This window comes from Paenibacillus algorifonticola, from assembly GCF_000971975.1.
Lineage (GTDB): Bacteria > Bacillota > Bacilli > Paenibacillales > Paenibacillaceae > Pristimantibacillus > Pristimantibacillus algorifonticola.
On sequence record NZ_LAQO01000001.1, the window covers coordinates 188,817 to 210,612 of the forward strand.

A 21,796-nucleotide genomic window follows, 5' to 3' on the forward strand; every position below is an offset into this window, starting at 1 on the left:
CCCTCCACTTCCGTTCGGGTTATTGGGACGCAGCTATTTTTCTCACCCGATACCAGTAGTTATATTGCAGTGTAAAGCCCAGCTTGTCATACAAGCGGTTAGCCGCCTCATTGGCGTGCGTAACGAGCAGATAGCTGTGCTCCGCCCCACTCTCCTTGCCCCACTGCAAAATATGGAGCAGGAGTTGCTCGCCAAATCCACGCCTGCGAAAATCCGGCGAGGTCACGACGGCATACAGACCGATATATCCTCGCTCCATAACGCCAATGCCGCAAGCCGCTGGCACTCCCTCTACATAAAGCACAACAAAGGCTGTTTGAAACGGCGGCGATGCAAACATATTTTTAAGCGTCTCCCGCTCGTCAGCAGTGTGCTTCGCCATAGACATATAGGCTTCCAGCCAAGCTTCGCTTAAAAAGGGGTCGATGCGAACGTCTAGGCCGCCAGCCGGTTTACGCATTTGATCAAGGGGAGCCGTCTTGACATAGACTGGATCTATCTTGTCGTAGCCTCGCAGCGCGAGCGTCTCATCCAACTCCGGCGGCTGGGAGAATGGCGTGATTTTATAGGCCGTATCCAATCCACGCGCCGTATAAAAAGCTTCGCCATAGGCGATTTTGCGCGAAAGCTCTTCCCCGCTGCAGGCTACTGGTACAATGGAGTTTGAACGTTTTGTATAGCCATTCGCCAGACGCAGCTGCCACCCCTCATACATCAGTACCTGAAGCGCAGGCCAAGCATTCATCGACAGCTCCTCCAGCTTGAGATGAAGCTGCTCCTCAGAGGACGGCTCTAATGCTGCACTGTCCAAAAGCTGCTTAATCTGTGCCATATGATGCCTATCATGAGCGATAAAATCTGTCAAATACGCCTGCAGCCGGAATGGATGCCCATCGCTATCCGTGTACTCAGCCGCATATTGCTGCTCCGGCAAAGCTTGAATGAGCCCCGTAATCGCTTCACGGTCCTGAATCGTCTGCCTGATCAGCTTGGCAATCGAAGTATAGCGTCCATAAAGGCGGGCATTTTCATTAAAAGCATCATAATCCAAATGCTTGAGCGTCAGCGCCTGCTGCCGGCCCACTCTCTCAATGGCTGTCGTGAGAAAATAACGATCCCATAGCGCAATATGAGCGACTACTTCGCGAACGGACCATTTTCCCGGAGCCAAGCTCAGCTCCCATACCGCTTCATCCTGCTGCTCCAGTGTCTCCACAAAGATAATCCATTCCTGAAAATACTTGAGCAACTGCTGTTTCCCCTGTCCCTGCTCCATGAACCGCTCTCCCTCGCTTTGCTTCCCCCAATATATGAGCTTGCTTCTATGATTGGTTTCATTAAACTCGTAAAATTGAAATCTCGTATTTTGCATGCCATAACATAGGTTTCGCCCTCTTGTCGAAGCAAAACAGCCGCCCTGACGGCGGCACATGCCATTCCATTAACCATTAAAGCAATTTAAAGCGGGTTATTTGGTCGAACTTCTGCTCCGCCATTAAAATCGGACGCTGCTTCGGCCCAAACAGATCAAAATGCGGATAGTTGTCGCGGTAGTGAATGTACCGGGGATCGAGCCCATAGGACATGCACCATTCCGCCAGCTTGTCTATATTGGAGCAGCCTACCTTCGTTACCGTCTTCATGGTCGGAAAGCGTGGGTCCAGCCAATAATGCGTCAAAAAAGCAATTTCGCCGCTCTGCACCCGCTCCTTCCAGACATTCATTTCGGTTCTGGATATGCCAAATGCCACCCGTCCATCTCCTTATTCCCCTGGTAAAATATGCTTAACGCGGCCTACTTGCCCGTCCGTCAGCCGAACCTTAATGCCATGCGGATGCGTGCCGGAATTCGTCAGCAAATCCTTGACGATGCCTCTCGTCAGCTTGCCCGTACGCTGATCCTGCTTTAGCACAATGTCGACCTGCTGGCCCGGCTTGACTGCTGCGCGATTCGTTCCGTTCATGTGTTACCCTTCCTTTTCAAAAAAGCGTGGTGAACCAGAGTGTCCACTCCGTTACGACTTTTCACCATACTTTAAACTTTTCTTTCAAAATAGCATAGCATATGTGCAGGAAAGATGCACATGATAGGTACAACCTGTTATACTTAACACCAAACGATGTTTAATGAAATGAGGAAATTGTCTAATGTCAACTGATTTTACTGCAATGGGCGTCATGCCGGAGCTGGCCTCGCGTCTCCATGAGAACGGAATTACCGAGCCAACCCCGGTTCAAAAAAAATCGATTCCCGTGCTGCTTGCGGGACAAGACGTCATTGCCCAAGCTCAAACCGGAACAGGCAAAACGCTTGCCTTTGCCTTGCCTATATTGCAGCGCATTCAAGTGCACAAGGAACAGGTGCAGGCGCTTATTTTGACTCCAACCCGCGAGCTCGCCATTCAAATTACGAGCGAGCTGACGAAGCTTGCTCCGACTGTTGGCGCTACGGTGCTAGCCGCTTACGGCGGGCAGGATGTTGTCGCACAAATTCGCAAGCTGAACAACGCTCCCCATATCGTTGTAGCAACACCTGGTCGATTGCTTGACCATATTCGCCGGGAGACGATCAACCTGGGCAAGCTGAAAATGCTCGTGCTGGATGAGGCTGACCAAATGCTGCATATGGGCTTCCTGCCGGAAGTCGAGAATATTATTGCGCATATGCCTCGCGCACGCCAGACGATGCTGTTTTCGGCTACGATGCCGGAAGCGATTAAGCGCCTTGCTGCCAACTATATGAATACGCCAGTCGATATTCGTATTCAAAGCACGCATGTGACGCTGGATAACATTAAGCAATTCGTCATTGAAACGACAGATCGCGGACGTGAACGTGCCGTTATGCAGCTGATTGAGCAGCATAACCCTTATTTGGCCGTTATTTTCTGCCGGACGAAAGTGCGGGCCAAAAAACTGAATGCTGCTTTGCAGGATAAAGGCATTCCTTCGGACGAGCTGCATGGCGACTTGACGCAGGCGAAGCGCGAGCAGGTCATGAAGCGTTTCCGCGATGCCAAGCTGCAAATTCTCGTTGCAACGGATGTCGCTGCGCGCGGGCTTGATGTAGAAGGTGTTACACATGTGTACAACTATGATGTGCCACAGGATTCGGAAATTTATATTCACCGTATTGGCCGTACAGGACGTGCCGGTCAGCGCGGTACAGCGGTAACTCTCTCTTCCCCGCATGATCGCGGCGCTGTTGCTCATATTGAGCGCAGCATTGATGCTTCGCTACAGCGCTTTACGATTGATGAAGAAGGCCAATTAACAGCCGACAACACGAAGCGCTCTGCAGCTCCAGCCAAAGCATATGGCAGAGATTCTTCCTCGTCAGAGCGCGGCGGCAGAGCACGCGGCGGACGCGATTCGGGACGATCCGGCCAGCAAGGTCGCCGCGGTGGCGAATCCTCTGGTGGACGTGGACGCCAGCAGGCTGGCGGCAGAGGCCGTGGGCAGCAGGCTGAAAGGTCAGCAGCTCCAAGCAAATCGGACGGCGGCAGCCCATGGGAAGCAGCAAGTGGCGGCGATACTGGAAGCAAGCGTGGCGGCAAAGGAGGGCGTAGCTTCGGTGGTAACGAGCGCAGCGAACGCTCCTCCGGCCCTCGCGGCTTCGGCGGCGGTGAACGCAGTGAACGTCCTGCGGGTCCTCGCAGCTTCGGCGGCGGTGAACGCAGCGAGCGCCCCGCAGGTCCTCGCAGCTTCGGCGGCGGCGAGCGCAGCGAACGCCCTGCAGGTCCTCGCAGCTTCGGCGGCGGCGAGCGCAGCGAACGCCCTGCAGGTCCTCGCAGCTTCGGCGGCGGCGAGCGCAGCGAACGTGCTTCCTCAGGAGCACCACGCAGCTCTGGAGCACGCAGTTCCGGTGGACGGAGCTCTGGTTCTGGCAGCGGCGGCCGCAATTCCGGCGGTTCCAGCCGTGGCTCCAGCCCTTCCCGTGGCGGCGGCGGAGCTGGAAGCAGTCGCGGTCGCAAAAGATAAATACACAGATCAAGCAGCTTTCCGTCGATCCCCATCGGCGAAGGCTGCTTTTTTTATCCTTCCTGAGCATTCATCTCGGTAACAGCCATCATAAGCTGGTGGAGTTAGCGGCCTTACAAGAGCCCAATTATAAATGACCCATGACAGGAGTCCATTCCAAACAGGTCGAAGTACATACAATACTGTATACCGAGCGGCAGGGAAAGAACATTATAATGAAGCAGCACCCTAAGCCGGAAATTAACTGTACAGGAGGAGTTAGCGTGTCTGGTGTACATGGAGGCTTCACATCGACGGGTGCCATCCTGGTCCTGTTTATTCTTCTGGTCATCATAACTAAAGGATTTTTGTACTAATCCGTACCAAACACAGCATGCAAAAAACCGCTGGAATTCGCGCTCCGGCGGTTTTTTCTGCTTTTTATAGCTCCTGCTGCGCAAGGAACAAAGCTCACTTTTTATTTTTACCCTTATGCCTAATCAGACGCAAGCCCCGTTTAATGCTCTCGGTTCCCGCAAAGCTCAGCGTTCCTGCCAAAATAGCGTTATGCAGCAGCTTGAGCCCGACATTGTATGTCACCATGCCGATCACGATTTCAATTATAATGAAACGCCTGATATCTGCTGAAGTAATGACGTATACTTTAAAGGTTTGGACGCGCAAGCGGCAATCACCCCGGAATGGTATTTATTAACCTACCCTATGATGCTGACAGATTGTCTCATTCATCATGCTTCGAAGGCTGCCACTCTAACGCTTATGTTAAACCCTTACCTGTTATTTTGTATGTCCTGTCATTATTGCAAATCTGTCCGTCGATAGGTGCGAAGCAGCTCCAGCTCATCAGCAGTCAATTCACGGTAGCTTCCCTCTTCAAGCTCAGGGTCAAGCGCCAGAGGGCCCATGGCCACCCGCTTTAAATGGACGACCTGTTTGCCTACTGCCTCAAACATCCGCTTTACTTGATGGAATTTCCCTTCCATAATCGTTAGCGTAATCATCGACATAATGCCCTCATCCGTCTGCTCTTGGCTCCGTACATTCAAACGGGCAGGCATCGTCACATACCCATCATCCAGCTCAACGCCCGCAGTGAACTGATCCTGGTCTGCACGCCCTACATTGCCTCGCACGACAGCCTCATACGTTTTGGGCACATGCTTGCGCGGCGACAGCAGCTCGTGGGCTAGCTGCCCGTCGTTGGTCAGCAGCAGCAGGCCAACCGTATCCTTGTCCAGACGCCCTACCGGAAACGGCTGAATCGCTTGATCCTCATTTTCGAGCAAATCGATGACCGTCTCGTCTTTACGATCCTCCGTCGCCGATACGACTCCTGCTGGCTTGTTCATCATAAAATAAGCGAATTCCCGGTAATTGACCTGTCGTCCTTCAAACCTGACCTCATGCGTTTCGGGATTAATAATCATGCCGCTGTCCTTGACAACAGCTCCGTTAACCGTAACGAGTCCCTGCTTGACGTATTTTTTAATTTCACTTCTCGTGCCATTGCCCGTATGGGACAACAGCTTGTCCAGCCTTATTTTTGCTGCCAAAACGATCTCTCCTCCAAATATCTTCTTCCCTCTTTATGCAACAAACCCCCAAAGGCGCTCACTTGTGCGCCACTGGAGGTTCGTTATTAGCTTTGCGTACCCTTCTTCGCCCGCAAAACCGCCGCTTCAACGTCTAGAGCAAGCTGCTGGAGCCCAAACAAATCCTCCTGTTCCCACATTTCATTAAATTTCATTTGAAATTGGGCAGCCTCCCGAACGCGGTGGTAAAAATAAAGATCCTGTATCGTGCTGAGCACCTTGCTGACAACATTCGAGCTTTCCTCGAAGCCGCGCTGCGCATCCAAAATTTCATGGCGAATGCTCGACATCTCCTCATCAAGGGATGAGGCTGCCTCCGCCGCCTTTTTGAGACGCAGACGCACATCCTCAGGCAGGCTTTCCTTATATTTATAGTTCAGCGAGTGCTCGATCGTCGCCCAGAAATTCATCGCAAGCGTGCGAATCTGAATTTCTGCCAATACCTTTTTCTGACCGAGCGCCGTTTGGACAGGATATTCCACGATCATATGATAGCTTCGATAACCGCTATCCTTGTAATTCGTAATATAATCCTTCTCATTCACAAGCTTCAAATCTTTGCGCGAACGAATTAATCCGGCCACCCGGTGAATATCATCGACGAACTGGCACATAATGCGAATGCCTGCAATATCCTCAATCCCTTGCTCCAGCTGGTCCGCTGGCACATGCAGCCGCCTTGCCTTTTCCAAAACGCTCGAAACCTTCTTCACTCGGCCTGTGACAAATTCAATTGGCGAATAGGATTCCCGCCTTTTCAGCTCTACGCGCAGCGTTTTAAATTTAACTTTGAGTTCTTCAACTGTTTGCTCGTAAGGCTGTAAAAATAGATTCCAGTCTCGTCCATCCATCAGGGCCGCCTCCTCATCTTATCTATGGTCTGCGCCGATAGCCTCCGTTATGGTGCGGTAGCCATCTTTGCGCAGGCGCTCTTTCAAGCCGCTGGTCAATTCACGCAGCAAGCCTGGGCCCTTATATATTAGAGCCGTATATACTTCAACCAATGAGGCCCCAGCACGGATTTTATCGTATGCATCAGCTGCGGTGAAAATGCCTCCCGATCCAATGATCGGCAGCTTGCCCTCCGTCTGACGGTAAATCGCACGAATAACCTCCGTTGATCGCTCGCGCAATGGCACGCCACTGAGACCGCCCATTTCCCCAGCGTTCGAATGGGTAAGTCCTGTGCGTGAAACGGTCGTATTTGTCGCAATAATGCCGGAAACTCCGCTATCCTTAATTGTGGCTACTGTCAGCTTAAGCTGTTCATCCGTCATGTCCGGAGCAATTTTGACAAGCACTGGCTTCGCGCTTTTACCTGATTTCGACGCCTGCTGCCGAATTTCCTCCAATACGGTATCAAGGAGCAGCCGCAGCTCGTCTCCATGCTGCAAGGCACGCAAATCCGGCGTATTCGGCGAGCTGATGTTGACGACAAAAAAATCGCCCTGCCCGTATAGCGCCTGAATGCATAAGCGATAATCCTCATGCGCAAGCTCGTTGGGCGTCACTTTGTTTTTTCCGATATTTACAGCCAGCGGGATGCGGTGTATTTTGCGCTTGTTCAGCCGCTCCACCATCGCATCAACGCCATCATTATTGAAGCCCATCCGGTTAATTAGCGCTTCGTCCGGCGGAAGACGGAATAGTCTCGGCTGCTCATTGCCTGGCTGGCTTTTCGGAGTTACCGTTCCAACTTCCATAAAGCCGAAGCCGATGCTGGAAAAGCCGTCTGCTGCCTTCCCGTTCTTATCCAGCCCCGCCGCAAGCCCTACCGGATGCGGAAAGTGGATGCCGAATAAATCCACGGCAAGCTCCGGCGTCTCATTTACCCCGTACATCGCATGCATGATGCCCGTCATGCCTGGCACACGCCCAGCAGCATACAATCCATCTATAACCAAATGGTGGGCTTTCTCCGGATCCATGCGAAAAAATATCGGTTTACCCAATGAAGAATAAAGCAATTATACTCACTCCGATCTGCAATAAATGTCCTACCCAATAGTGTAGCGTTTTTGCCGAGAAAAGAAAAGGGCAATACCACCCCTTTGTTATTGCGGCAGTTTCCGAAAACGATTACAATATGACTATATTCCTTATTTATTAGAAAGAGGTTGATGGCCATGAGTTCACCCAAACGCAAACCGCCCACAGTTAAAGCAAAAGCGCCTGAAGAAGTCAATAAGAAAGCACTCGTCTGGATAGGCGCTGCTATTGGAGTTGTCATTGTCGCCGTCACCGTCCTGTTGTTGGTTAGCGGTTAATCAGCCCAGCCAGTGATACACTTTACCGGGATTCGTCTCGTCCTGACTCGGATTCAGCTTGAAGCGCTCCTCGGATTCCGAAATTTTGGACGGCAGAGTCCCGTTTTTAATTTTTACGACCGTACCCATCGGTACCAGATCAAACAGCTCCTCCACATCCTGCTTCCCCATACGAATACATCCAAGCGATTCATCCTGTCCAAGGCTATCCGGCTCATCCGTCCCATGGATGGCATAAAGCGTACTGGAAAGCGTCATACCCCGGCTGCCGAACTGACCATTATCGCGCCCATTCGGATTTTTCACTTTCTCGCTAATATAAAAGCTGCCTTCCGGCGTTTTGTCGCCACCAAGCCCAACCTTGAAGCTGCGGACGATAATGTCGCCACTTACAACTGCGAGTCTGTACGTTGATTTATCCACGACGATTTCAAGCGGCTTGCGCCAGGTTTGGTCCACTCCGCCTACTAGTTGATCCGTATTGCTTTGCATATACTGCGATTCACGTTGCCCTGAATCTGTCTTTGGCTTGTCGCCCGCTGATTCATTTGGCGACTGCGTAGGCTGTTTGTCCTCTGACTGATCCGATTTCATTGCGGCAACGAGCGGCTTAAACATCTCCTTCATCCCAGATGCGTCTCCAGCCAAAACATTGTTTGGGTAGGGCTTAATGAGATCATCCAGCTTTTCCGGCCACTTCTCGTGCAACCGCTTATAATGATAGATGGCGCTGGCAAGCGTCCAACGAACCTCCTGCTGCTCACTCCACGCCTTGAACTTCGTTTTCACCGTGGAAGCATCAGCCGGCTTGCAGCTGCACACTCCGCCATCGAGCATTTTCACTTCCATCGGCACATAATCGGACTGCTGCTCCACCGACATCAGCAGCCTGCGATTGCCTGTCCATCTGCGCCAACCCTCCTGCTCCTCCAGCTTGACTACAGCCGCTACAGACGGCCGCTTGTTCCAGGACAGCAGCTCTTCCCAAGCGCTTCCGATCGGATTGCGTTCGCCCTTGTCCGTCAGCACAACGCCGAAGGTCGGGTCAATGGGCGCATCGATGACAGCAGCCGTTCCTGCCGCAGCGGGATCAGCCAGCTTGCTTGCGTTCGAAGGCATGACCATTAGCAGCAGTGCAATCGAAATCGCGCCCATAATCGCGCGGCGAATCATCCTTTTTTTACGCTGCTGACGATTCCATTCCTCCAGCATTTCCTGCGGGCTTTCCGCTAGAGGATGAGGCTTGCGCTCAAACGCCTCGTAAATTTCCCCTGCTTGAATGAAGCAATAATTCGCTTTCGCCGTTTTATCCAATTGCAAATATTGCTTGCCCAGCAAATACCAAGCCATTTTATTGTCAGGATGATTTCTTACATATTGTTTCAGATAGAGGTTGTCCTCTAATTGCTCCATCATTAACCCCCCTCAAAGTCCAATACCACTATATCGGCAGCATTTACCTTTTTTTTGACTCGAGCGTAAACGGCTTTGTCTTCCTTCGGTGACAAAAGCTCGTTTCGCGTAGAAATAGAAGCCGAATAATAAGTGTTAGCCTTATCCATTCTTCTATTTCAAGCGTAAACGGCTTTGCCTTCCTTCTATTTAAAGCTCCTTTTGCACACAAAAAAAGCTCCCCAACTACGCAGTGCAACTTCTGCATAGTTGGGGAGCTTAGGTCTAAGCCGGATTTAGTTGAAAGGCGCGTCCGCGATTTTAATCGAATCGGTCGGGCAGCCGTCTACTGCATCCTGCATATCGTCATAAAGATCTTCCGAGATTGCAACACAGCCTTTATTGCCGTCGTTGCCGAAAATCACCTCTGCAAGACCTTCATCATCGTAATCATAAATGTCAGGAGCCGTTGCGCCGCATGCGCCGCATGCAATACAAGTATCCTTTTCTACCCAAGTGTATTTAGCCATTCAAACTACCTCCCATAAAGTGACGGAATAATGCCGCTATATAGCTTGTCTTCCGTTAATGACATCATAATAATAAAGCTTCATTCATCAATATATACCATCATTCAGCCTTTGGCAACCTGACACTCCGATTAAAAATCTTCCTTTTGTAGCGAAGTGCCCCGCAGCCGTTTATTGCGAATAAGCGCTGAAGGATCATCGCTGAGCATCCCTGCTGTTAATACCGCATCCTCGCCAAACTTGTCCCGCAGCAAGTCCATCGTCTTTGTCAGCGCTTCCTTCCGTGGCTGCTCCTCATAATTGAATAAATCCAGTTGAACGGCTGTATCGCCCTCAGGTGACAAATTTTGCAGCGTTACCCCGAGCAGCCTCACCGGTTCTCCCTCCGTCCAATGCTTGTCAAACAAGCGGCACGCTTCCTGAAAAATATCTTCCATCGCATGCGTTGGCGAGCGAAACGTATTCGAACGGGTAATGGTCGACATATCCGGCCTGCGAACCGTAATTTGCACCGTAAGCGCCATCAGCTTCTGCCTTCTGAGCCGCCGTGCTGTCTGATCCGACAGGTTAAGCAGAACACGATGAATATCTTCCTTTACGATAAAATCCTTCGGCAGCGTCGTCGTATGCCCGATCGACTTGTTCACTTCCCGCTCTCCATTAACAGGAGAGTGGTCAATACCATTAGCCGCCCCTTTCATCCATGTACCGACGATGCCGAACTGCTTTATCAGCAGCCGCTCGTCCGTATCTGCAAGCTGTCCAATTGTGCGAATATTGAGCCGCGCCAGCTTGTCTGCCGTCTTTTTCCCAATCCCGAACAACACGCCGCACGGCTTATCCCATAGCAGCTCAGGCACATCACGCAGCCGCAGTACCGTCATCCCATTCGGTTTCTTCATATCCGAGGCCATCTTCGCCAGCAGCTTATTCGGGGCAATGCCAATGGAGCAGGGCAACTGCCACTCGGTACGGATACGCTCCTGCAAAACGCTGGCAATTTCCAGCGGCGTTCCGAATATTTTTGACCCCGTTATGTCCATATAGCATTCATCTATAGAAACGGCTTCCACCAGATCCGTATAGCTTCTGGCAAGCGTCATGAAGCCACGTGAATATTTGCGGTATAATTCGAAGTCCGGCTGAATAAGGATTAGTTCAGGACAACGTCTGAGCCCCTCGCGCACCGTCATGCCCGTCTTGACCCCAAGCCTTCTGGCTGTATAAGAGCAGGTGACGATAATGCCCTTGCGAAGCTCCACACTGCCAGCAACGGCTGTTGGTTTATTTTTATATTTATCCGGCTCCTCCGCCTCATGGACAGAGCAGTAGAAGGCATTCATATCCAGATGCAAAATGACGCGGCCCTTCGCCGGATAATGCTCATTCGTATTCGTCATTGTAGGGTTCCACCACCTGCGAGGAGATCCGCCTGAACGATAGGTCTCCACCGTTGTTTATTTGTACTTATCAGCATACCGCTGCCGATGTAGCAAGTCAATTGAACACCTGCGAACTGCAAAAGTCACAAAAAAGTAAAGGCTCCCCTCTACATTCCAGTCAACTAGTGTTATAATAATTCATTATAATTGTAAAGGCTATCAGTGAAGAAGGAGGCCTTCTGGCCATGACAATGAATTTAACTATTTTTGACACGACGCTGCGTGATGGTACGCAAGGAGAAGGCATCAGCCTATCAGCGGAGGACAAGCTGAAGATTGCATTAAAGCTTGATGCACTAGGCGTTCATTATATTGAGGGCGGCAACCCGGGAAGCAATAGCAAGGATATTGAGTTTTTTGAGCGCATTAAAGCGTATAATTTGCAAGCGAAGATTACGGCATTCGGCAGCACCAGACGCAAGTTCAGTCTGGCTCACCAGGATGCTAATTTGCTGAGAATTAAAGAATCTGGCGTTCATGCAGCGACGCTCGTCGGAAAATCTTGGGATTTTCACGTACACACCGCTCTGCAAACGACGCTTGAAGAAAACATAGCTATGGTCTACGACTCGCTTGCTTTCCTTAAACATAATGGCATTGAAGCGATGTTTGATGCCGAGCATTTCTTCGACGGCTACAAGCATAACCCGGAATACGCGCTGGCTGTACTGCGCAAGGCGCAGGAAGCGGGAACGGACTGGCTTGTGCTTTGTGATACAAACGGCGGCACGCTGCCAGGCGAAATTCACGAAATTGTGTCGCGCGTCCGTACCGAGCTGAATGCACCAATTGGCATTCATACGCATAACGACTGTGAGCTGGCAGTTGCCAACTCGCTTGCAGCGATTCAAGCCGGAGCCCGTCAAGTACAAGGCACGATTAATGGATATGGCGAACGCTGCGGCAATGCCAATCTTTGTTCGATTATTCCAAATTTGCAGCTTAAAATGGGCTATAACTGCTTGCCAGATGACAAGCTGAGCTTGCTAACGGGAACCGCACGTTTTGTCAGTGAGATTGCCAACGTTCATATGCCTGTAGGACAGCCTTATGTCGGCAATGCAGCTTTCGCTCATAAAGGCGGCATCCACGTTTCGGCTATTATGAAGGATTCCAAAACCTATGAGCATATCGCGCCGGAACTCGTAGGCAACAAGCAGCGTATTCTCGTCTCCGAGCTGGCCGGTCAAAGCAACATCATTTCCAAGGCGCAGGAGCTTGGCCTGGATGTGAATGCCAACAACGAGAAAACGAAGCAAATTATGGAGCGGATTAAAGATTTGGAGCATCAAGGCTATCAATTTGAAGGTGCTGATGCATCGCTTGAGCTGCTGCTTAGAGAAGCTTTTGGCGAGGCTGAAGAAGTTTTCACGGTCGAGTCCTTTAAAATGCTGGTGGAAAACTCTCAAGGTACGCTTCGTACGGAGGCGATCGTCAAGCTGAACGTTGGCGGCGAACAGGTTTATACTGCTGCTGAGGGCAACGGTCCTGTCAATGCGCTCGATAACGCCCTAAGAAAGGCGCTCGTGCAGTTTTATCCAAAAATCAAGCAGATTCATTTGTCCGACTACAAAGTTCGCGTAATCGACGAGAAAGACGCTACAGCAGCTAAAGTACGCGTGCTTGTAGAGTCTACCAGCATCGACAACACATGGAGCACCGTAGGCGTTTCCAGCAATGTAATCGAAGCAAGCTGGGAAGCGTTGGTTGACGGCATTCGCTACGCCCTATTGAATATGGGCAAACTAGATGCCATTGATGTCCCCGTCACCGAGCAGCATGGACTAGTAAACCACTAATTCCGCGCATAATGGTTAACTGAACAATAATAAAGGGCATTCCCCAAGCCATGAGTAAGAACTGGCTAGCAGGAATGCCCTTTTTTATATAGTTAAAATGATCGAACGCTTTCTTTTTTGCAGACAGCAGCTTCTCTTGTGCTTCCTCTTAAACGCCTGCCTCAGCAGCAACTGCTGTTTGCCGTGCTCTCAGTCGGAAAAACATGCCCATGCCGGCAATCGTCAAAAAGCTGCCAATCATCTGCGCAGTGCCTAAATACTCATTAAGTAGAAAATAAGCCAAAATCATCGCCAGCACCGGCTCGCCGATAATCGCCATCGAAACGTTCGTTGCCCCAATATGCTTCAGCAGCATATTAAAAACCAAATGTCCGAAGATCGTCGGAATAATCGCCAGCAAGGCGAAATACATCCATTCCTCCGCAGCATACCCCGTCAATGCAATTTGATTGACGAGATTGTAAACGAACATGACCGTTCCTGCGATCAAAAATACGATTAAACTGTACAGATTCGAGGGCAGGCTCCTGCTAACCTGTTGCCCAGCTATCATATACACGGCAACCGCCATCGTTCCAAGCAAGGACAATAAATCGCCAAATAATGCCTCGCGTGAAATACCGATATCGCCCCAAGCGATAACGAAGGAGCCCAGTACCGCCATCGCCATACAAAGGCTGCCCGCTATCGTCGATCGCTCTTTAAATAGAAGAAAAGAGCCAAGCATAACAAAAAATGGCTGCAGCGTTATAAATACCATTGAGCTCGCAACAGACGTATATTTCAGCGATTCCATCCACAGCAAAAAATGCAGACCGAGAAAAAAGCCTGCGCAACTTAAAACCATCCACTCCTTGCGGGTTAGACGAATCGTCCGAAGCACCTTCCACGGTACAAGCGGCAGCATAATAACGACGGTAATAAACAGCCGATACATACCCGCCACCGAGGAGGGCGCACTCGAAAACTTAATAATAATCGACGATATCGCTACAGCCAAAACGGCAATAAGCAGCCAAGCATACGGGTGAAGCCATAATTTCTTCTGTTCAGTATTCATGATCGTGCGGACTCCCTAATTTGCTTATGAATATTTTTCAATGAGACGATCCCATTCAGAAAGCGGGATGACCCCATTGATTCTTTCCCGGATGACACCTTTGGAGTCAATTAGAAACGTCGTTGGGAAAGTATTGACCTTATACTCCTTCGTGACATCTCCCTCGCGATCCATCAAAATGGTAAACGTGAATTCATGATCGGCGACGAATTGCCTTGCCGCGCGCTCTTTGTCAAACTTGGTAGAATTAACGCCATACATCGCGATTTTATCCCCATACTTCTCATGAAGCTCCTGCAAATCCGGCGCCTCCAGCTCACAAGGACCACACCATGAAGCCCAAAAATTTACGAAGCTGAGCTTGCCCTGCTCGCCTCCGATTTTGTACATCTGCTCATCAAGCGCCTGAAGCTCAAATTGCTGGGCGGAATATCCCGCTTTCGGCTTAAAATCCCCGGAAGCAGCAATAATTGCGCTGTCTTTCTCCATATATTGCGAAATGGCCAGGCCAGCCAGCACAAAAGCTAATATAAACCATGCGGACGCCTTCTTCATTTTCCCAAATCCCCCTGCCAAATTCATGCTTTTGTCTGCTTCTATCGTAACACGGCTGGCAAGACAAGCTCAAGAAAAACAGCCTTCCTTCATTAAACCGTCATATCCGCCGTGTTTTCCTCTTTTATTTTAGGTTAAAATAAATCAAATCATACCTAACGATAAACCATTGATGGGAGGGCATTAGCATGCAGCGGCAACCACTACATTTAACAACCAGTGCTTATGATCGGCTCATTGCCGCATGCCGGGAAGCACTGCCTAGGGAAGCCTGCGGCATTATGACGGGTGAACCAGACACGGGCAAAATAGTGGACGTGACCGCTATTGCCAACGTCCATCCATCCCCTGCCACCGCCTTCGCTTTCGCTCCAGACGACTGGGTAAAGGCTTATTACCGCATGCAAAAAAGCCGGCAATCGCTGCTCGGCTTCTTCCACTCTCATCCAACGTCGCCCCCTCATCCTTCAACTGCTGATGAGCTCGGCATCCATTCGGATGATTTATTTTTATCGTATTGGATTATTTCTTTGCAGCAGCCTTTGCAGCCTGAATTACAGGTTTTTTATTACATGAACGGATGCTTTCAGCCAGCGCGATGGGCTATCGCTGACTGAGATAAGCATACAGGTCGCCCAGCGTATTTATATTCCGCTCAAAAATACGCCGCAAATACACCTGCCACAATTCCGCCGTCATTAAAGAATCCTCCAGCGCGTGATGCCGCTGTGTAATCGTAATGCCGCTGTCTTCCAGCAAATCATCCAGCGCATAGCTATCGCGCTTCGGCTCCAGCCACTTGGCAACCATCATCGTATCCAATACGCGATGGTTTAAGTTAACTTTCGACGTTCGCCATAATGCAGCGTTGAGAAATTGCTTATCATGCCCGGAAGCATGGGCAACAAGCGGCCTTTTGCCGACAAACTCCATGAAATCATGCAGCACCTGCATCAAATCGGGGGCATCCTCTACCATTTCATTCGTAATGCCCGTTAGCTCCACAATAGCCCGCGGAATACGGCGCTTCGGATTGACGAGGCTGTAGAATGTCTCCGACGAATAAATTTCGCTCCCCCGCATTAATACGGCGCCAAAGGAAATAATTTCATCTCCATTTGACGGGTAAAATCCCGTTGTCTCCAAGTCGAACACGATAAATTCCATTTCTCTAAGCAGCATGTCAAGCGGGGATTGCTTGCGCTGCTCTTTGTTGACAGAGCGAATAAAAGCCATCTGCTGGGCGTTTTGCGATCCCAGCATTGAGGCTATGGCCGGCGTAAAGCCGCCCATTTTATATAAGCTCCACATCCGTCCCACGCCTTTAGGTTCCTTCATAATCTCCATCCACCGCCTTACACAAGCCTTCCCATCGTGGTTTTATACACTTTGCGCTGCAGCTTCTTACCGAGCCGCAAGCTTTTCTTTAATTCATCTTTCATCTCTTTAGTAAGCTTGCGAGAAGCTACTTTGCCATTGTTGCCATACCAGCCGTTTTCCGAGCTTTCGATCGATAACAGCCGGAGCCTGAGAATAGAGAGAAAAGCCTGCTCACATAGCTTAGCTTCCTGCTCCGAAAGCTCCTTTTCTTCCAAAAGCCTCCGCATTCGATCCATCGTAGAAGACTCTCGAATACCTCGCTGTATCGACAACAGCCGAATAGCATTCACCATAGGAATATAGGCGCCATATTTAATGTCTAGACTGCCTGCATCCTCTCCATACTGCTCCTTAAGCAAATGGCCGAATACGCCAAGCAGCATTTTGTGCCTCATCGTATTTTCAAGCATACGTCTAATAATAATCGGCGTTTCCAGCATATCGGTGAAAAAAATATCCTTGAATCGCTGCATGAGCAGCTGGCTTCCAAAAATACAGCGTCCATCCGCTATAATTAGCAAATAACGGACAGCCTCCCAGCTTGGCTCCTTAAACCACAGGTTAATTTGCTCCTCCCAAGCCGACAGTGATTTGCACCACTGGGGATTGCTGCTGAGCACCTCTCCCTCGCATGGAGGATATCCCGCTGTCTGGAGATAGCTGACAATTAGCGCGGACAATTCATAAAAATAGCGCTGAGCAGCCGACTCATCACCAGCTGTATTTTCATAAACAATGCCGCTGTCCTGATCGCTGGACAAGGTTTGCTCTTCCCTGCCTCCGCTGCCGAATAATAAATACGCGTAAGGCACGGGAGGAGAACCCTTCCCCATCCGTGCCATTTCCGCTTCTGCGAGTGCAATTGCTCGGCTGATCACCGTATCATGCATCTCATTCAATTGTTCATTAAACTGTTCGACAGGGCTTGCAAGGAGAGCTTCCTTCATCCGATCATGTACCTGATCCCGCAAGCTGCGCAGCGTGCCCACCTCGTCGGCCGAGCCGATCTGCTTCAGCAGCTCCACATGCACAGGGTCCGTCATCCGAGTCTCTCCCCTTTAAATCGCCCTTATAATATTAACCTTGCAGGTTTTGACCTGCTTTTTTCATTTGCTCAGGATAACCATAAGCGCCATGCTCGCTGAGGTCAAGACCTACAATTTCTTGCTCCTCTGTTACACGGAAGCCCATAACCAGCTTCATAATACCAAGTACCAGGAACGATGCTGCCAAAACGAAGGCGCCACATACAACAACGCTCTCGAATTGTACCCACAATTGATACCAGCTGCCTGTATCGATAATACCACCTTGACCTACGCCAACTTTTTCAGCCAATGCTTGTGTTGCAAAAATACCGTTAGCCAGCGTACCCCAAATACCTGCTGCGCCGTGTACGGACATTGCATAAATCGGATCGTCGATTTTCATTTTTTCGAAAAACTTAGCGCTGTAGAATACAAGCACACCAGCTACTAGACCAATAACTACTGCCGCCCATGGATCAACGAAAGCACAGGAAGCTGTAATGGCAACAAGACCAGCAAGTGTACCATTCAATGTCGTTGTAATATCAGCCTTGCCTGTTACAGCCCACGAAATGAGCAGCGAGGAAACCGCACCGGCACCGGCGCCCAGCATCGTTGTAAATGCTACGTAACCAAAGAAACCGTCACCGATTGCCAGCGTACTGCCTGCGTTAAAGCCGAACCAGCCAACCCACAGTAGCAATACCGATAGAGCTGTGTACACTTGGTTATGTCCAGCAATTTCGTTGGCAGAGCCATCTTTATTGAACTTGCCAATACGAGGTTTAAGTAAAATGGTTGCTGCCAAAGCTGCCAAGGCGCCCGATAAATGGACGACCGTCGAACCGGCAAAGTCTTGTGCGCCATCTGCCGCCAGCCAGCCGCCGCCCCAAATCCAGTGAGCAACTACCGGATAGATCGCAGCAATGTAGATAACTGTAAAAATAAGGTATGAGGACAATTTAGCACGTTCAGCAAAGCCGCCCCATGCGATGGAAAGCGATACGGCTGCGAAAGCTAGTTGGAACAGGAAGAAGATTGTTGTTGGGAGTCCGTCGTCCACACTTGTAATGGCTGGATTAAAGAAGAAATCACCCCAGCCAATAAAGCTGCTCGTTCCGGCATCGGCATTAGCCGTTCCGAACGCAATACCATAACCGACAGCCCAATAAACCAAACCTGCAAGACCAGCTGTGAAAATCGTTTTACCAGCAACGTGGCCAGCATTTTTCATTCTGGTCGAACCTGTTTCCAAAAGAATAAACCCGCCTTGCATGAGCAAAACTAATACGAATGACACCATAACCCACAAGGAGTTGACGCCCATGTTCAATGTTGCATTGGATGGGTCATTCGCAAAAGCCATTGCCGGGAATACTAAGCACATCGCACCTAGTGTAAATAACATCTTTCTAATCATTACGACCACTCCCTATACGTTATGTTTCCTAACATCTTAGGAAAGACTTAATGTCATTATAGTCAGTAGAGCCGCATTTGACAATATGTTTTATTCTATTTCCGAAAAAAATCTAACATTCGGCCTCGAGAAAGCGGTTAATGTTAAGTTTTTTCACAGTTCCTGCCTAATTCCGGCAGCTTTTGACGCTATGGAGTTTAACCTTTGTGCTTTTCATCTTCTATATAGGAAGCATCTACCTAGGTATAATTCTCCTCGACTCACATATCCATGTCACACGTTTGACTGTATGGTTACTTTCCGATTATCATTAAACATAGGCATATATAGATAGAGGAAAGAAGGTGAACGGATTGGAATCTGCTGAACGTTACAAAATTGGAGAACTCGCCAAACTGGCCAACATCAGTCCGCGAACAATTGACTATTATACTTCAATGGGACTTATTGAACCTGCGGAACGTTCTTCAACGAACTACCGCTTGTATAATTCAGAAACGTTGATCCGTTTGAAACGTATTGAACAAATGAAGCAAAACAAGCACACGCTTGAAGAAATTAAACAATCATTAGCAGCATGGGATAGCGTAACTGCTGAAGAGCAGGTATCGCGCAAGCTGACCGATCTACAGCTTCGTCTAAGCGAGCTGGAACGTGAGGTTAAGGACTTGGAGCCTGTGATCAAGCAAATGAAGCCTCGCCAGGCTAACAAGCTCTACACTCGCCTCATGCCGCAGACGGCAGCTTGTATAGAAGCGCTTATGCTGCTGCTAAACAAGGGGAATTTTATGTAAAGATGTACAATAAAAGCTTCGCCCCTTGATCGGCAAGTCAAAATTATCATTTGGAGGAATGACGTTATGTTTTTTCACAAAATGGACATTCTCATCCTGATTGCCTTCGCTTTATCGATTTGGGCACAGTTTCGGGTTAAAGGAACGTTTAAAACTTGGTCTTCCGTTCGCTCTATGAGCGGACTAACCGGCTATCAGGCCGCACGCAAAATGCTCGATGCCCATGGGCTGCAGCATATACAGATTGAACCCGTACAAGGCACACTAAGCGATCATTATAATCCCATATCACGCAAAGTACGTCTTTCCGAACATGTTTATTATGAAAGCTCCATCTCTGCTTTGTCTGTTGCCTGCCACGAGGTAGGCCATGCGATTCAACATCAGGCGCACTATCCGATGCTGGTGCTGCGCCATCGCATTTTTCCGGTCGTTAACATCGCGTCTGGTATCGCCCCATTCATGCTGATCGCCGGATTTTTGCTCCAGCAGGCTAATCTGATTGGTCTTGGCATCATTTTTTTCTCCGTAGCAGTGGCCTTTCAGGTTATTACACTGCCCGTTGAATTTAATGCAAGCAACCGTGCCCGCAACATTATGATTGCCGAAGGCTTCATTACGAACGAGGAAGAACGCGGCGTTGCCAAAGTTCTGAACGCGGCCGCCCTTACTTACGTAGCAGCCGCGCTTATCTCCCTCCTGGAGCTCGTAAAATATATTATGATCTTCACATCATCGAATCGGGAATAATTAGCTTACAGACCAATGAGATGCACACAGAAGAGTGGGTCGGCCAGAGCTTTAGGCAGGCCTACTTTCCTTTCATGCAAAAAAAGAACCACTGCAACGACCAGAATAAAACTGGCGGTTGCAGCGGTTCTTTTTTCTATTACCTATAAACTGTTCTTGCTTTATTCCTCATGCTTCTTCTCATTGAAGTAATGCAGCAGGAAGCCATGGAACACCTTCGCAACAAGCGACAGCTTCTCATTAGAACGATGAATGATGCCGATATTGCGAGTCACATGCGGCTGCTCCACGCGTACCTTCGCTGGCTGTAAAATGCCCGTATGATGAAGCGCCATTTCCGGCAGCAGGCTGACACCCATTCCGGCGGCGACAAGCCCGCGGATCGTCTCCGTCTCCTCGCCCTCGAAACCGATTTTCGGTGTAAATCCTGCCTCCTGGCACGCTTCCCATACAATGGGCCTTAACGAATAACCTTCACTGAACAATACAAACGTCTCATCCTTGAGCTGATTCAATTGAATCGAGCTCTCTCCAGCGAGCGCATGTGTTGGCGGCAAAATCGCATAAAGCTCCTCAGTCAGCAGCACCTGCCCACACACATGCTCATGCTCATCTGGAAAAGGAGAAATGAAAGCAAGATCAATCTCACCCTTTACCATATCTCGTATAAGCGACGGATACATCCCCTGCCTAAAACGAAACTTCACATTCGGATGATGCTTGCGAAAAGCGGCTACAACCTGCGGGATTAAGGATACGCCCAAGCTATGCGGAAAGCCAAGCCGAATTTCTCCCTTTTCCGGGTCAAGAAATTCATGTATTTCCACAACAGCCCGGTCCAAATCAGCCAATATGACCTCAGCCCGCTTCAAAAACAAATGACCTACAGGCGTCAATTGCAGATTTCTGCCCTTTTGTAAAAAAAGCTTTACACCAAGCTCTTCCTCCAATTGATGAATTTGACGACTCACAGCTGACTGAGCAACATGCAATTCTTCTGCCGCCTGTGTCACATGCTCTTTTCTCGCTACTTTGACGAAATAATAAAGCTGACGAAGTTCCATGATCTCTCCTTATCTTATCAAAACATTATCTCCGGACGATTCGCTGCCTGCGCACCATTGCCCGATCGAATAAACCGTACATGAGGAAGCCGGCAATGCCGCCGCCAACATGTGCCCATAAATCTATTGTCGGCAAAATAATGGAATAAATGATACCTGCTCCCAAAATCAAATACACCGTTTTGCGCGAAGCATCATCCAGCCACGCTTTACGGAAGAGCGACAAGTAAAGATATGCGCCATATACACCGTATATCGCCCCAGATGCCCCTACTGACAAATGTACAAATTCTCCGCCCCCACCTTCTGTCAACATCGTAATTACCGCGCTGAACAGATTGCCGAGCAGCCCGCAAAGCAAATAAAAAATACCATACTTCACAGAGCGCAGCAGACGCTCCAGAGGCGGAGCAAACACAAGCAGGGCAAACATATTAAAAAGCAGGTGCTGAAAGCCTGCATGCATAAAGACGGACGTTACATAGCGCCATGGCTCCTCCAGCCCGTACGGATCTCCATGAAAAGTTAAAAATGCACCCCAGCGATATAAATTTTCTCCGCCAGTCGTTCCGCCATTTAAAGCAACAAATATAAAAAAAAGCATATTTAACGCGATTATCGCAGAAGTGACCGGATAAGATCTTAAATAAACGCGAAAGCTTTCGTATCTTAAAAAAATCATCATGAATTCCCCCGCTCTAAGATTGGACAATATTACCGCGCTCCGATTATAATAAATGGG

The 21,796-nt window shown here is 49.5% G+C and carries 24 protein-coding genes; 7 read left to right on the forward strand and 17 right to left on the reverse strand.

Going from position 1 to position 21,796, the window contains the following annotated elements:
• Positions 1–19: 19 nt before the first annotated feature.
• From WH37_RS34500 to WH37_RS07605, 3 genes are all read right to left on the reverse strand, one after another.
• Complete coding sequence (locus tag WH37_RS34500; RefSeq protein ID WP_197091350.1) at positions 20–1,276, reverse strand: GNAT family N-acetyltransferase; 1,257 nt, start codon at positions 1,274–1,276, stop codon at positions 20–22.
• Positions 1,277–1,448: 172 nt separating this feature from the next.
• Positions 1,449–1,751 carry a hypothetical protein gene (locus WH37_RS07600; protein ID WP_046229948.1) on the reverse strand — a complete coding sequence of 101 codons (303 nt, stop codon included), beginning with the start codon at positions 1,749–1,751 and terminating at the stop codon, positions 1,449–1,451.
• 12 nt (positions 1,752–1,763) lie between these two features.
• Entirely contained in the window at positions 1,764–1,964 is a 201-nt protein-coding gene (locus tag WH37_RS07605) for a YwbE family protein (protein WP_046229949.1), read from the reverse strand.
• A gap of 184 nt (positions 1,965–2,148) precedes the next feature.
• Here WH37_RS07605 and WH37_RS07610 point away from each other — a divergent pair, with 184 nt between their 5' ends.
• Together WH37_RS07610 and WH37_RS37355 are read left to right on the forward strand one after the other, a co-directional pair.
• Positions 2,149–3,981 carry a DEAD/DEAH box helicase gene (locus tag WH37_RS07610; RefSeq protein ID WP_046229950.1) on the forward strand — a complete coding sequence of 611 codons (1,833 nt, stop codon included), beginning with the start codon at positions 2,149–2,151 and terminating at the stop codon, positions 3,979–3,981.
• 239 nt (positions 3,982–4,220) lie between these two features.
• Positions 4,221–4,337 (forward strand): YjcZ family sporulation protein, encoded by a 117-nt coding sequence (locus tag WH37_RS37355; RefSeq protein WP_414811828.1) that lies wholly within the window; start codon positions 4,221–4,223, stop codon positions 4,335–4,337.
• A gap of 94 nt (positions 4,338–4,431) precedes the next feature.
• On the opposite strand, the gene WH37_RS07620 is transcribed toward WH37_RS37355, so the two are convergent.
• The 4 genes from WH37_RS07620 to WH37_RS07635 form a co-directional block, all read right to left on the reverse strand.
• Positions 4,432–4,644 carry a hypothetical protein gene (locus WH37_RS07620; RefSeq protein WP_046229952.1) on the reverse strand — a complete coding sequence of 71 codons (213 nt, stop codon included), beginning with the start codon at positions 4,642–4,644 and terminating at the stop codon, positions 4,432–4,434.
• A 134-nt stretch (positions 4,645–4,778) separates the two neighbouring features.
• Positions 4,779–5,534 carry a pseudouridine synthase gene (locus tag WH37_RS07625; RefSeq protein ID WP_046229953.1) on the reverse strand — a complete coding sequence of 252 codons (756 nt, stop codon included), beginning with the start codon at positions 5,532–5,534 and terminating at the stop codon, positions 4,779–4,781.
• An 86-nt stretch (positions 5,535–5,620) separates the two neighbouring features.
• Positions 5,621–6,424, reverse strand: coding sequence for a GTP diphosphokinase (locus tag WH37_RS07630; RefSeq protein WP_046229954.1), 804 nt, complete (start codon positions 6,422–6,424; stop codon positions 5,621–5,623).
• A gap of 18 nt (positions 6,425–6,442) precedes the next feature.
• Positions 6,443–7,540, reverse strand: a complete 1,098-nt coding sequence (locus WH37_RS07635; protein ID WP_046229955.1) for a quinone-dependent dihydroorotate dehydrogenase — start codon at positions 7,538–7,540, stop codon at positions 6,443–6,445.
• Between the two features lie 159 nt (positions 7,541–7,699).
• On the opposite strand from WH37_RS07635, the gene WH37_RS35955 reads away from it, so the two are divergent.
• Complete coding sequence (locus WH37_RS35955) at positions 7,700–7,840, forward strand: hypothetical protein (protein WP_177217906.1); 141 nt, start codon at positions 7,700–7,702, stop codon at positions 7,838–7,840.
• Here WH37_RS35955 and WH37_RS07640 read toward each other — a convergent pair whose 3' ends face one another.
• The 3 genes from WH37_RS07640 to WH37_RS07650 all read right to left on the reverse strand — a co-directional run bounded on the left by WH37_RS07640 (position 7,841) and on the right by WH37_RS07650 (position 11,162).
• Positions 7,841–9,256: a L,D-transpeptidase family protein gene (locus WH37_RS07640; RefSeq protein ID WP_082110698.1), complete on the reverse strand. Its 1,416-nt coding sequence runs from the start codon at positions 9,254–9,256 to the stop codon at positions 7,841–7,843. It lies immediately after the preceding gene.
• A gap of 272 nt (positions 9,257–9,528) precedes the next feature.
• Complete coding sequence (locus WH37_RS07645; protein ID WP_046229957.1) at positions 9,529–9,762, reverse strand: ferredoxin; 234 nt, start codon at positions 9,760–9,762, stop codon at positions 9,529–9,531.
• A gap of 131 nt (positions 9,763–9,893) precedes the next feature.
• A complete protein-coding gene (locus tag WH37_RS07650) occupies positions 9,894–11,162 on the reverse strand; it encodes a DNA polymerase IV (RefSeq protein ID WP_046229958.1) in 1,269 nt (422 codons plus the stop codon).
• 227 nt (positions 11,163–11,389) lie between these two features.
• Here WH37_RS07650 and cimA point away from each other — a divergent pair, with 227 nt between their 5' ends.
• Complete coding sequence (gene cimA / locus WH37_RS07655; protein ID WP_046229959.1) at positions 11,390–13,003, forward strand: citramalate synthase; 1,614 nt, start codon at positions 11,390–11,392, stop codon at positions 13,001–13,003.
• 148 nt (positions 13,004–13,151) lie between these two features.
• Here cimA and WH37_RS07660 read toward each other — a convergent pair whose 3' ends face one another.
• On the reverse strand, positions 13,152–14,063 hold the full coding sequence (locus WH37_RS07660; RefSeq protein WP_046229960.1) for a DMT family transporter: 912 nt from the start codon (positions 14,061–14,063) through the stop codon (positions 13,152–13,154).
• A 24-nt stretch (positions 14,064–14,087) separates the two neighbouring features.
• The gene (locus WH37_RS07665; protein WP_046229961.1) at positions 14,088–14,618 is read right to left on the reverse strand and encodes a TlpA family protein disulfide reductase; all 531 of its coding nucleotides are present in this window, start codon (positions 14,616–14,618) and stop codon (positions 14,088–14,090) included.
• 188 nt (positions 14,619–14,806) lie between these two features.
• Between WH37_RS07665 and WH37_RS07670 the strand changes: the two genes are divergently transcribed.
• On the forward strand, positions 14,807–15,235 hold the full coding sequence (locus tag WH37_RS07670; RefSeq protein WP_046229962.1) for a M67 family metallopeptidase: 429 nt from the start codon (positions 14,807–14,809) through the stop codon (positions 15,233–15,235).
• Here the strand turns inward: WH37_RS07670 and WH37_RS07675 are convergent.
• Genes WH37_RS07675 through WH37_RS07685 form a run of 3 tightly spaced genes read right to left on the reverse strand, consistent with a single transcriptional unit; the run spans position 15,222 to position 18,446 of the window.
• Positions 15,222–15,956 carry a 3'-5' exonuclease gene (locus tag WH37_RS07675; protein WP_046230312.1) on the reverse strand — a complete coding sequence of 245 codons (735 nt, stop codon included), beginning with the start codon at positions 15,954–15,956 and terminating at the stop codon, positions 15,222–15,224. The two genes, WH37_RS07670 and WH37_RS07675, sit on opposite strands and share 14 nt — an antisense overlap.
• A gap of 17 nt (positions 15,957–15,973) precedes the next feature.
• Complete coding sequence (locus WH37_RS07680) at positions 15,974–17,041, reverse strand: DUF294 nucleotidyltransferase-like domain-containing protein (protein WP_046229963.1); 1,068 nt, start codon at positions 17,039–17,041, stop codon at positions 15,974–15,976.
• Positions 17,042–17,075: 34 nt separating this feature from the next.
• A complete protein-coding gene (locus WH37_RS07685) occupies positions 17,076–18,446 on the reverse strand; it encodes an ammonium transporter (protein ID WP_046229964.1) in 1,371 nt (456 codons plus the stop codon).
• Between the two features lie 344 nt (positions 18,447–18,790).
• Between WH37_RS07685 and WH37_RS07690 the strand changes: the two genes are divergently transcribed.
• Together WH37_RS07690 and WH37_RS07695 are read left to right on the forward strand one after the other, a co-directional pair.
• Positions 18,791–19,240, forward strand: a complete 450-nt coding sequence (locus tag WH37_RS07690; RefSeq protein WP_414811823.1) for a MerR family transcriptional regulator — start codon at positions 18,791–18,793, stop codon at positions 19,238–19,240.
• 66 nt (positions 19,241–19,306) lie between these two features.
• Positions 19,307–19,990 carry a zinc metallopeptidase gene (locus WH37_RS07695; RefSeq protein ID WP_046229966.1) on the forward strand — a complete coding sequence of 228 codons (684 nt, stop codon included), beginning with the start codon at positions 19,307–19,309 and terminating at the stop codon, positions 19,988–19,990.
• 161 nt (positions 19,991–20,151) lie between these two features.
• On the opposite strand, the gene WH37_RS07700 is transcribed toward WH37_RS07695, so the two are convergent.
• Together WH37_RS07700 and WH37_RS07705 are read right to left on the reverse strand one after the other, a co-directional pair.
• Entirely contained in the window at positions 20,152–21,054 is a 903-nt protein-coding gene (locus tag WH37_RS07700; protein ID WP_046229967.1) for a glutamate biosynthesis transcriptional regulator GltC, read from the reverse strand.
• A gap of 25 nt (positions 21,055–21,079) precedes the next feature.
• Positions 21,080–21,736, reverse strand: coding sequence for a rhomboid family intramembrane serine protease (locus tag WH37_RS07705; protein WP_046229968.1), 657 nt, complete (start codon positions 21,734–21,736; stop codon positions 21,080–21,082).
• Positions 21,737–21,796: the final 60 nt, after the last annotated feature.

What these genes read in the sequence shown, in the direction of transcription:
- WH37_RS34500 (WP_197091350.1), bottom strand. Translation starts at nt 1,276, where the DNA reads ATGGAGCAGGGACAGGGGAAACAGCAGTTGCTCAAGTATTTTCAGGAA.
- WH37_RS07605 (WP_046229949.1), bottom strand. Translation starts at nt 1,964, where the DNA reads ATGAACGGAACGAATCGCGCAGCAGTCAAGCCGGGCCAGCAGGTCGAC.
- WH37_RS07610 (WP_046229950.1), top strand. Translation starts at nt 2,149, where the DNA reads ATGTCAACTGATTTTACTGCAATGGGCGTCATGCCGGAGCTGGCCTCG.
- WH37_RS07630 (WP_046229954.1), bottom strand. Translation starts at nt 6,424, where the DNA reads ATGGATGGACGAGACTGGAATCTATTTTTACAGCCTTACGAGCAAACA.
- WH37_RS35955 (WP_177217906.1), top strand. Translation starts at nt 7,700, where the DNA reads ATGAGTTCACCCAAACGCAAACCGCCCACAGTTAAAGCAAAAGCGCCT.
- WH37_RS07640 (WP_082110698.1), bottom strand. Translation starts at nt 9,256, where the DNA reads ATGATGGAGCAATTAGAGGACAACCTCTATCTGAAACAATATGTAAGA.
- WH37_RS07645 (WP_046229957.1), bottom strand. Translation starts at nt 9,762, where the DNA reads ATGGCTAAATACACTTGGGTAGAAAAGGATACTTGTATTGCATGCGGC.
- WH37_RS07650 (WP_046229958.1), bottom strand. Translation starts at nt 11,162, where the DNA reads ATGACGAATACGAATGAGCATTATCCGGCGAAGGGCCGCGTCATTTTG.
- cimA (WP_046229959.1), top strand. Translation starts at nt 11,390, where the DNA reads ATGACAATGAATTTAACTATTTTTGACACGACGCTGCGTGATGGTACG.
- WH37_RS07660 (WP_046229960.1), bottom strand. Translation starts at nt 14,063, where the DNA reads ATGAATACTGAACAGAAGAAATTATGGCTTCACCCGTATGCTTGGCTG.
- WH37_RS07665 (WP_046229961.1), bottom strand. Translation starts at nt 14,618, where the DNA reads ATGAAGAAGGCGTCCGCATGGTTTATATTAGCTTTTGTGCTGGCTGGC.
- WH37_RS07670 (WP_046229962.1), top strand. Translation starts at nt 14,807, where the DNA reads ATGCAGCGGCAACCACTACATTTAACAACCAGTGCTTATGATCGGCTC.
- WH37_RS07675 (WP_046230312.1), bottom strand. Translation starts at nt 15,956, where the DNA reads ATGAAGGAACCTAAAGGCGTGGGACGGATGTGGAGCTTATATAAAATG.
- WH37_RS07680 (WP_046229963.1), bottom strand. Translation starts at nt 17,041, where the DNA reads ATGACGGACCCTGTGCATGTGGAGCTGCTGAAGCAGATCGGCTCGGCC.
- WH37_RS07685 (WP_046229964.1), bottom strand. Translation starts at nt 18,446, where the DNA reads ATGATTAGAAAGATGTTATTTACACTAGGTGCGATGTGCTTAGTATTC.
- WH37_RS07695 (WP_046229966.1), top strand. Translation starts at nt 19,307, where the DNA reads ATGTTTTTTCACAAAATGGACATTCTCATCCTGATTGCCTTCGCTTTA.
- WH37_RS07700 (WP_046229967.1), bottom strand. Translation starts at nt 21,054, where the DNA reads ATGGAACTTCGTCAGCTTTATTATTTCGTCAAAGTAGCGAGAAAAGAG.
- WH37_RS07705 (WP_046229968.1), bottom strand. Translation starts at nt 21,736, where the DNA reads ATGATTTTTTTAAGATACGAAAGCTTTCGCGTTTATTTAAGATCTTAT.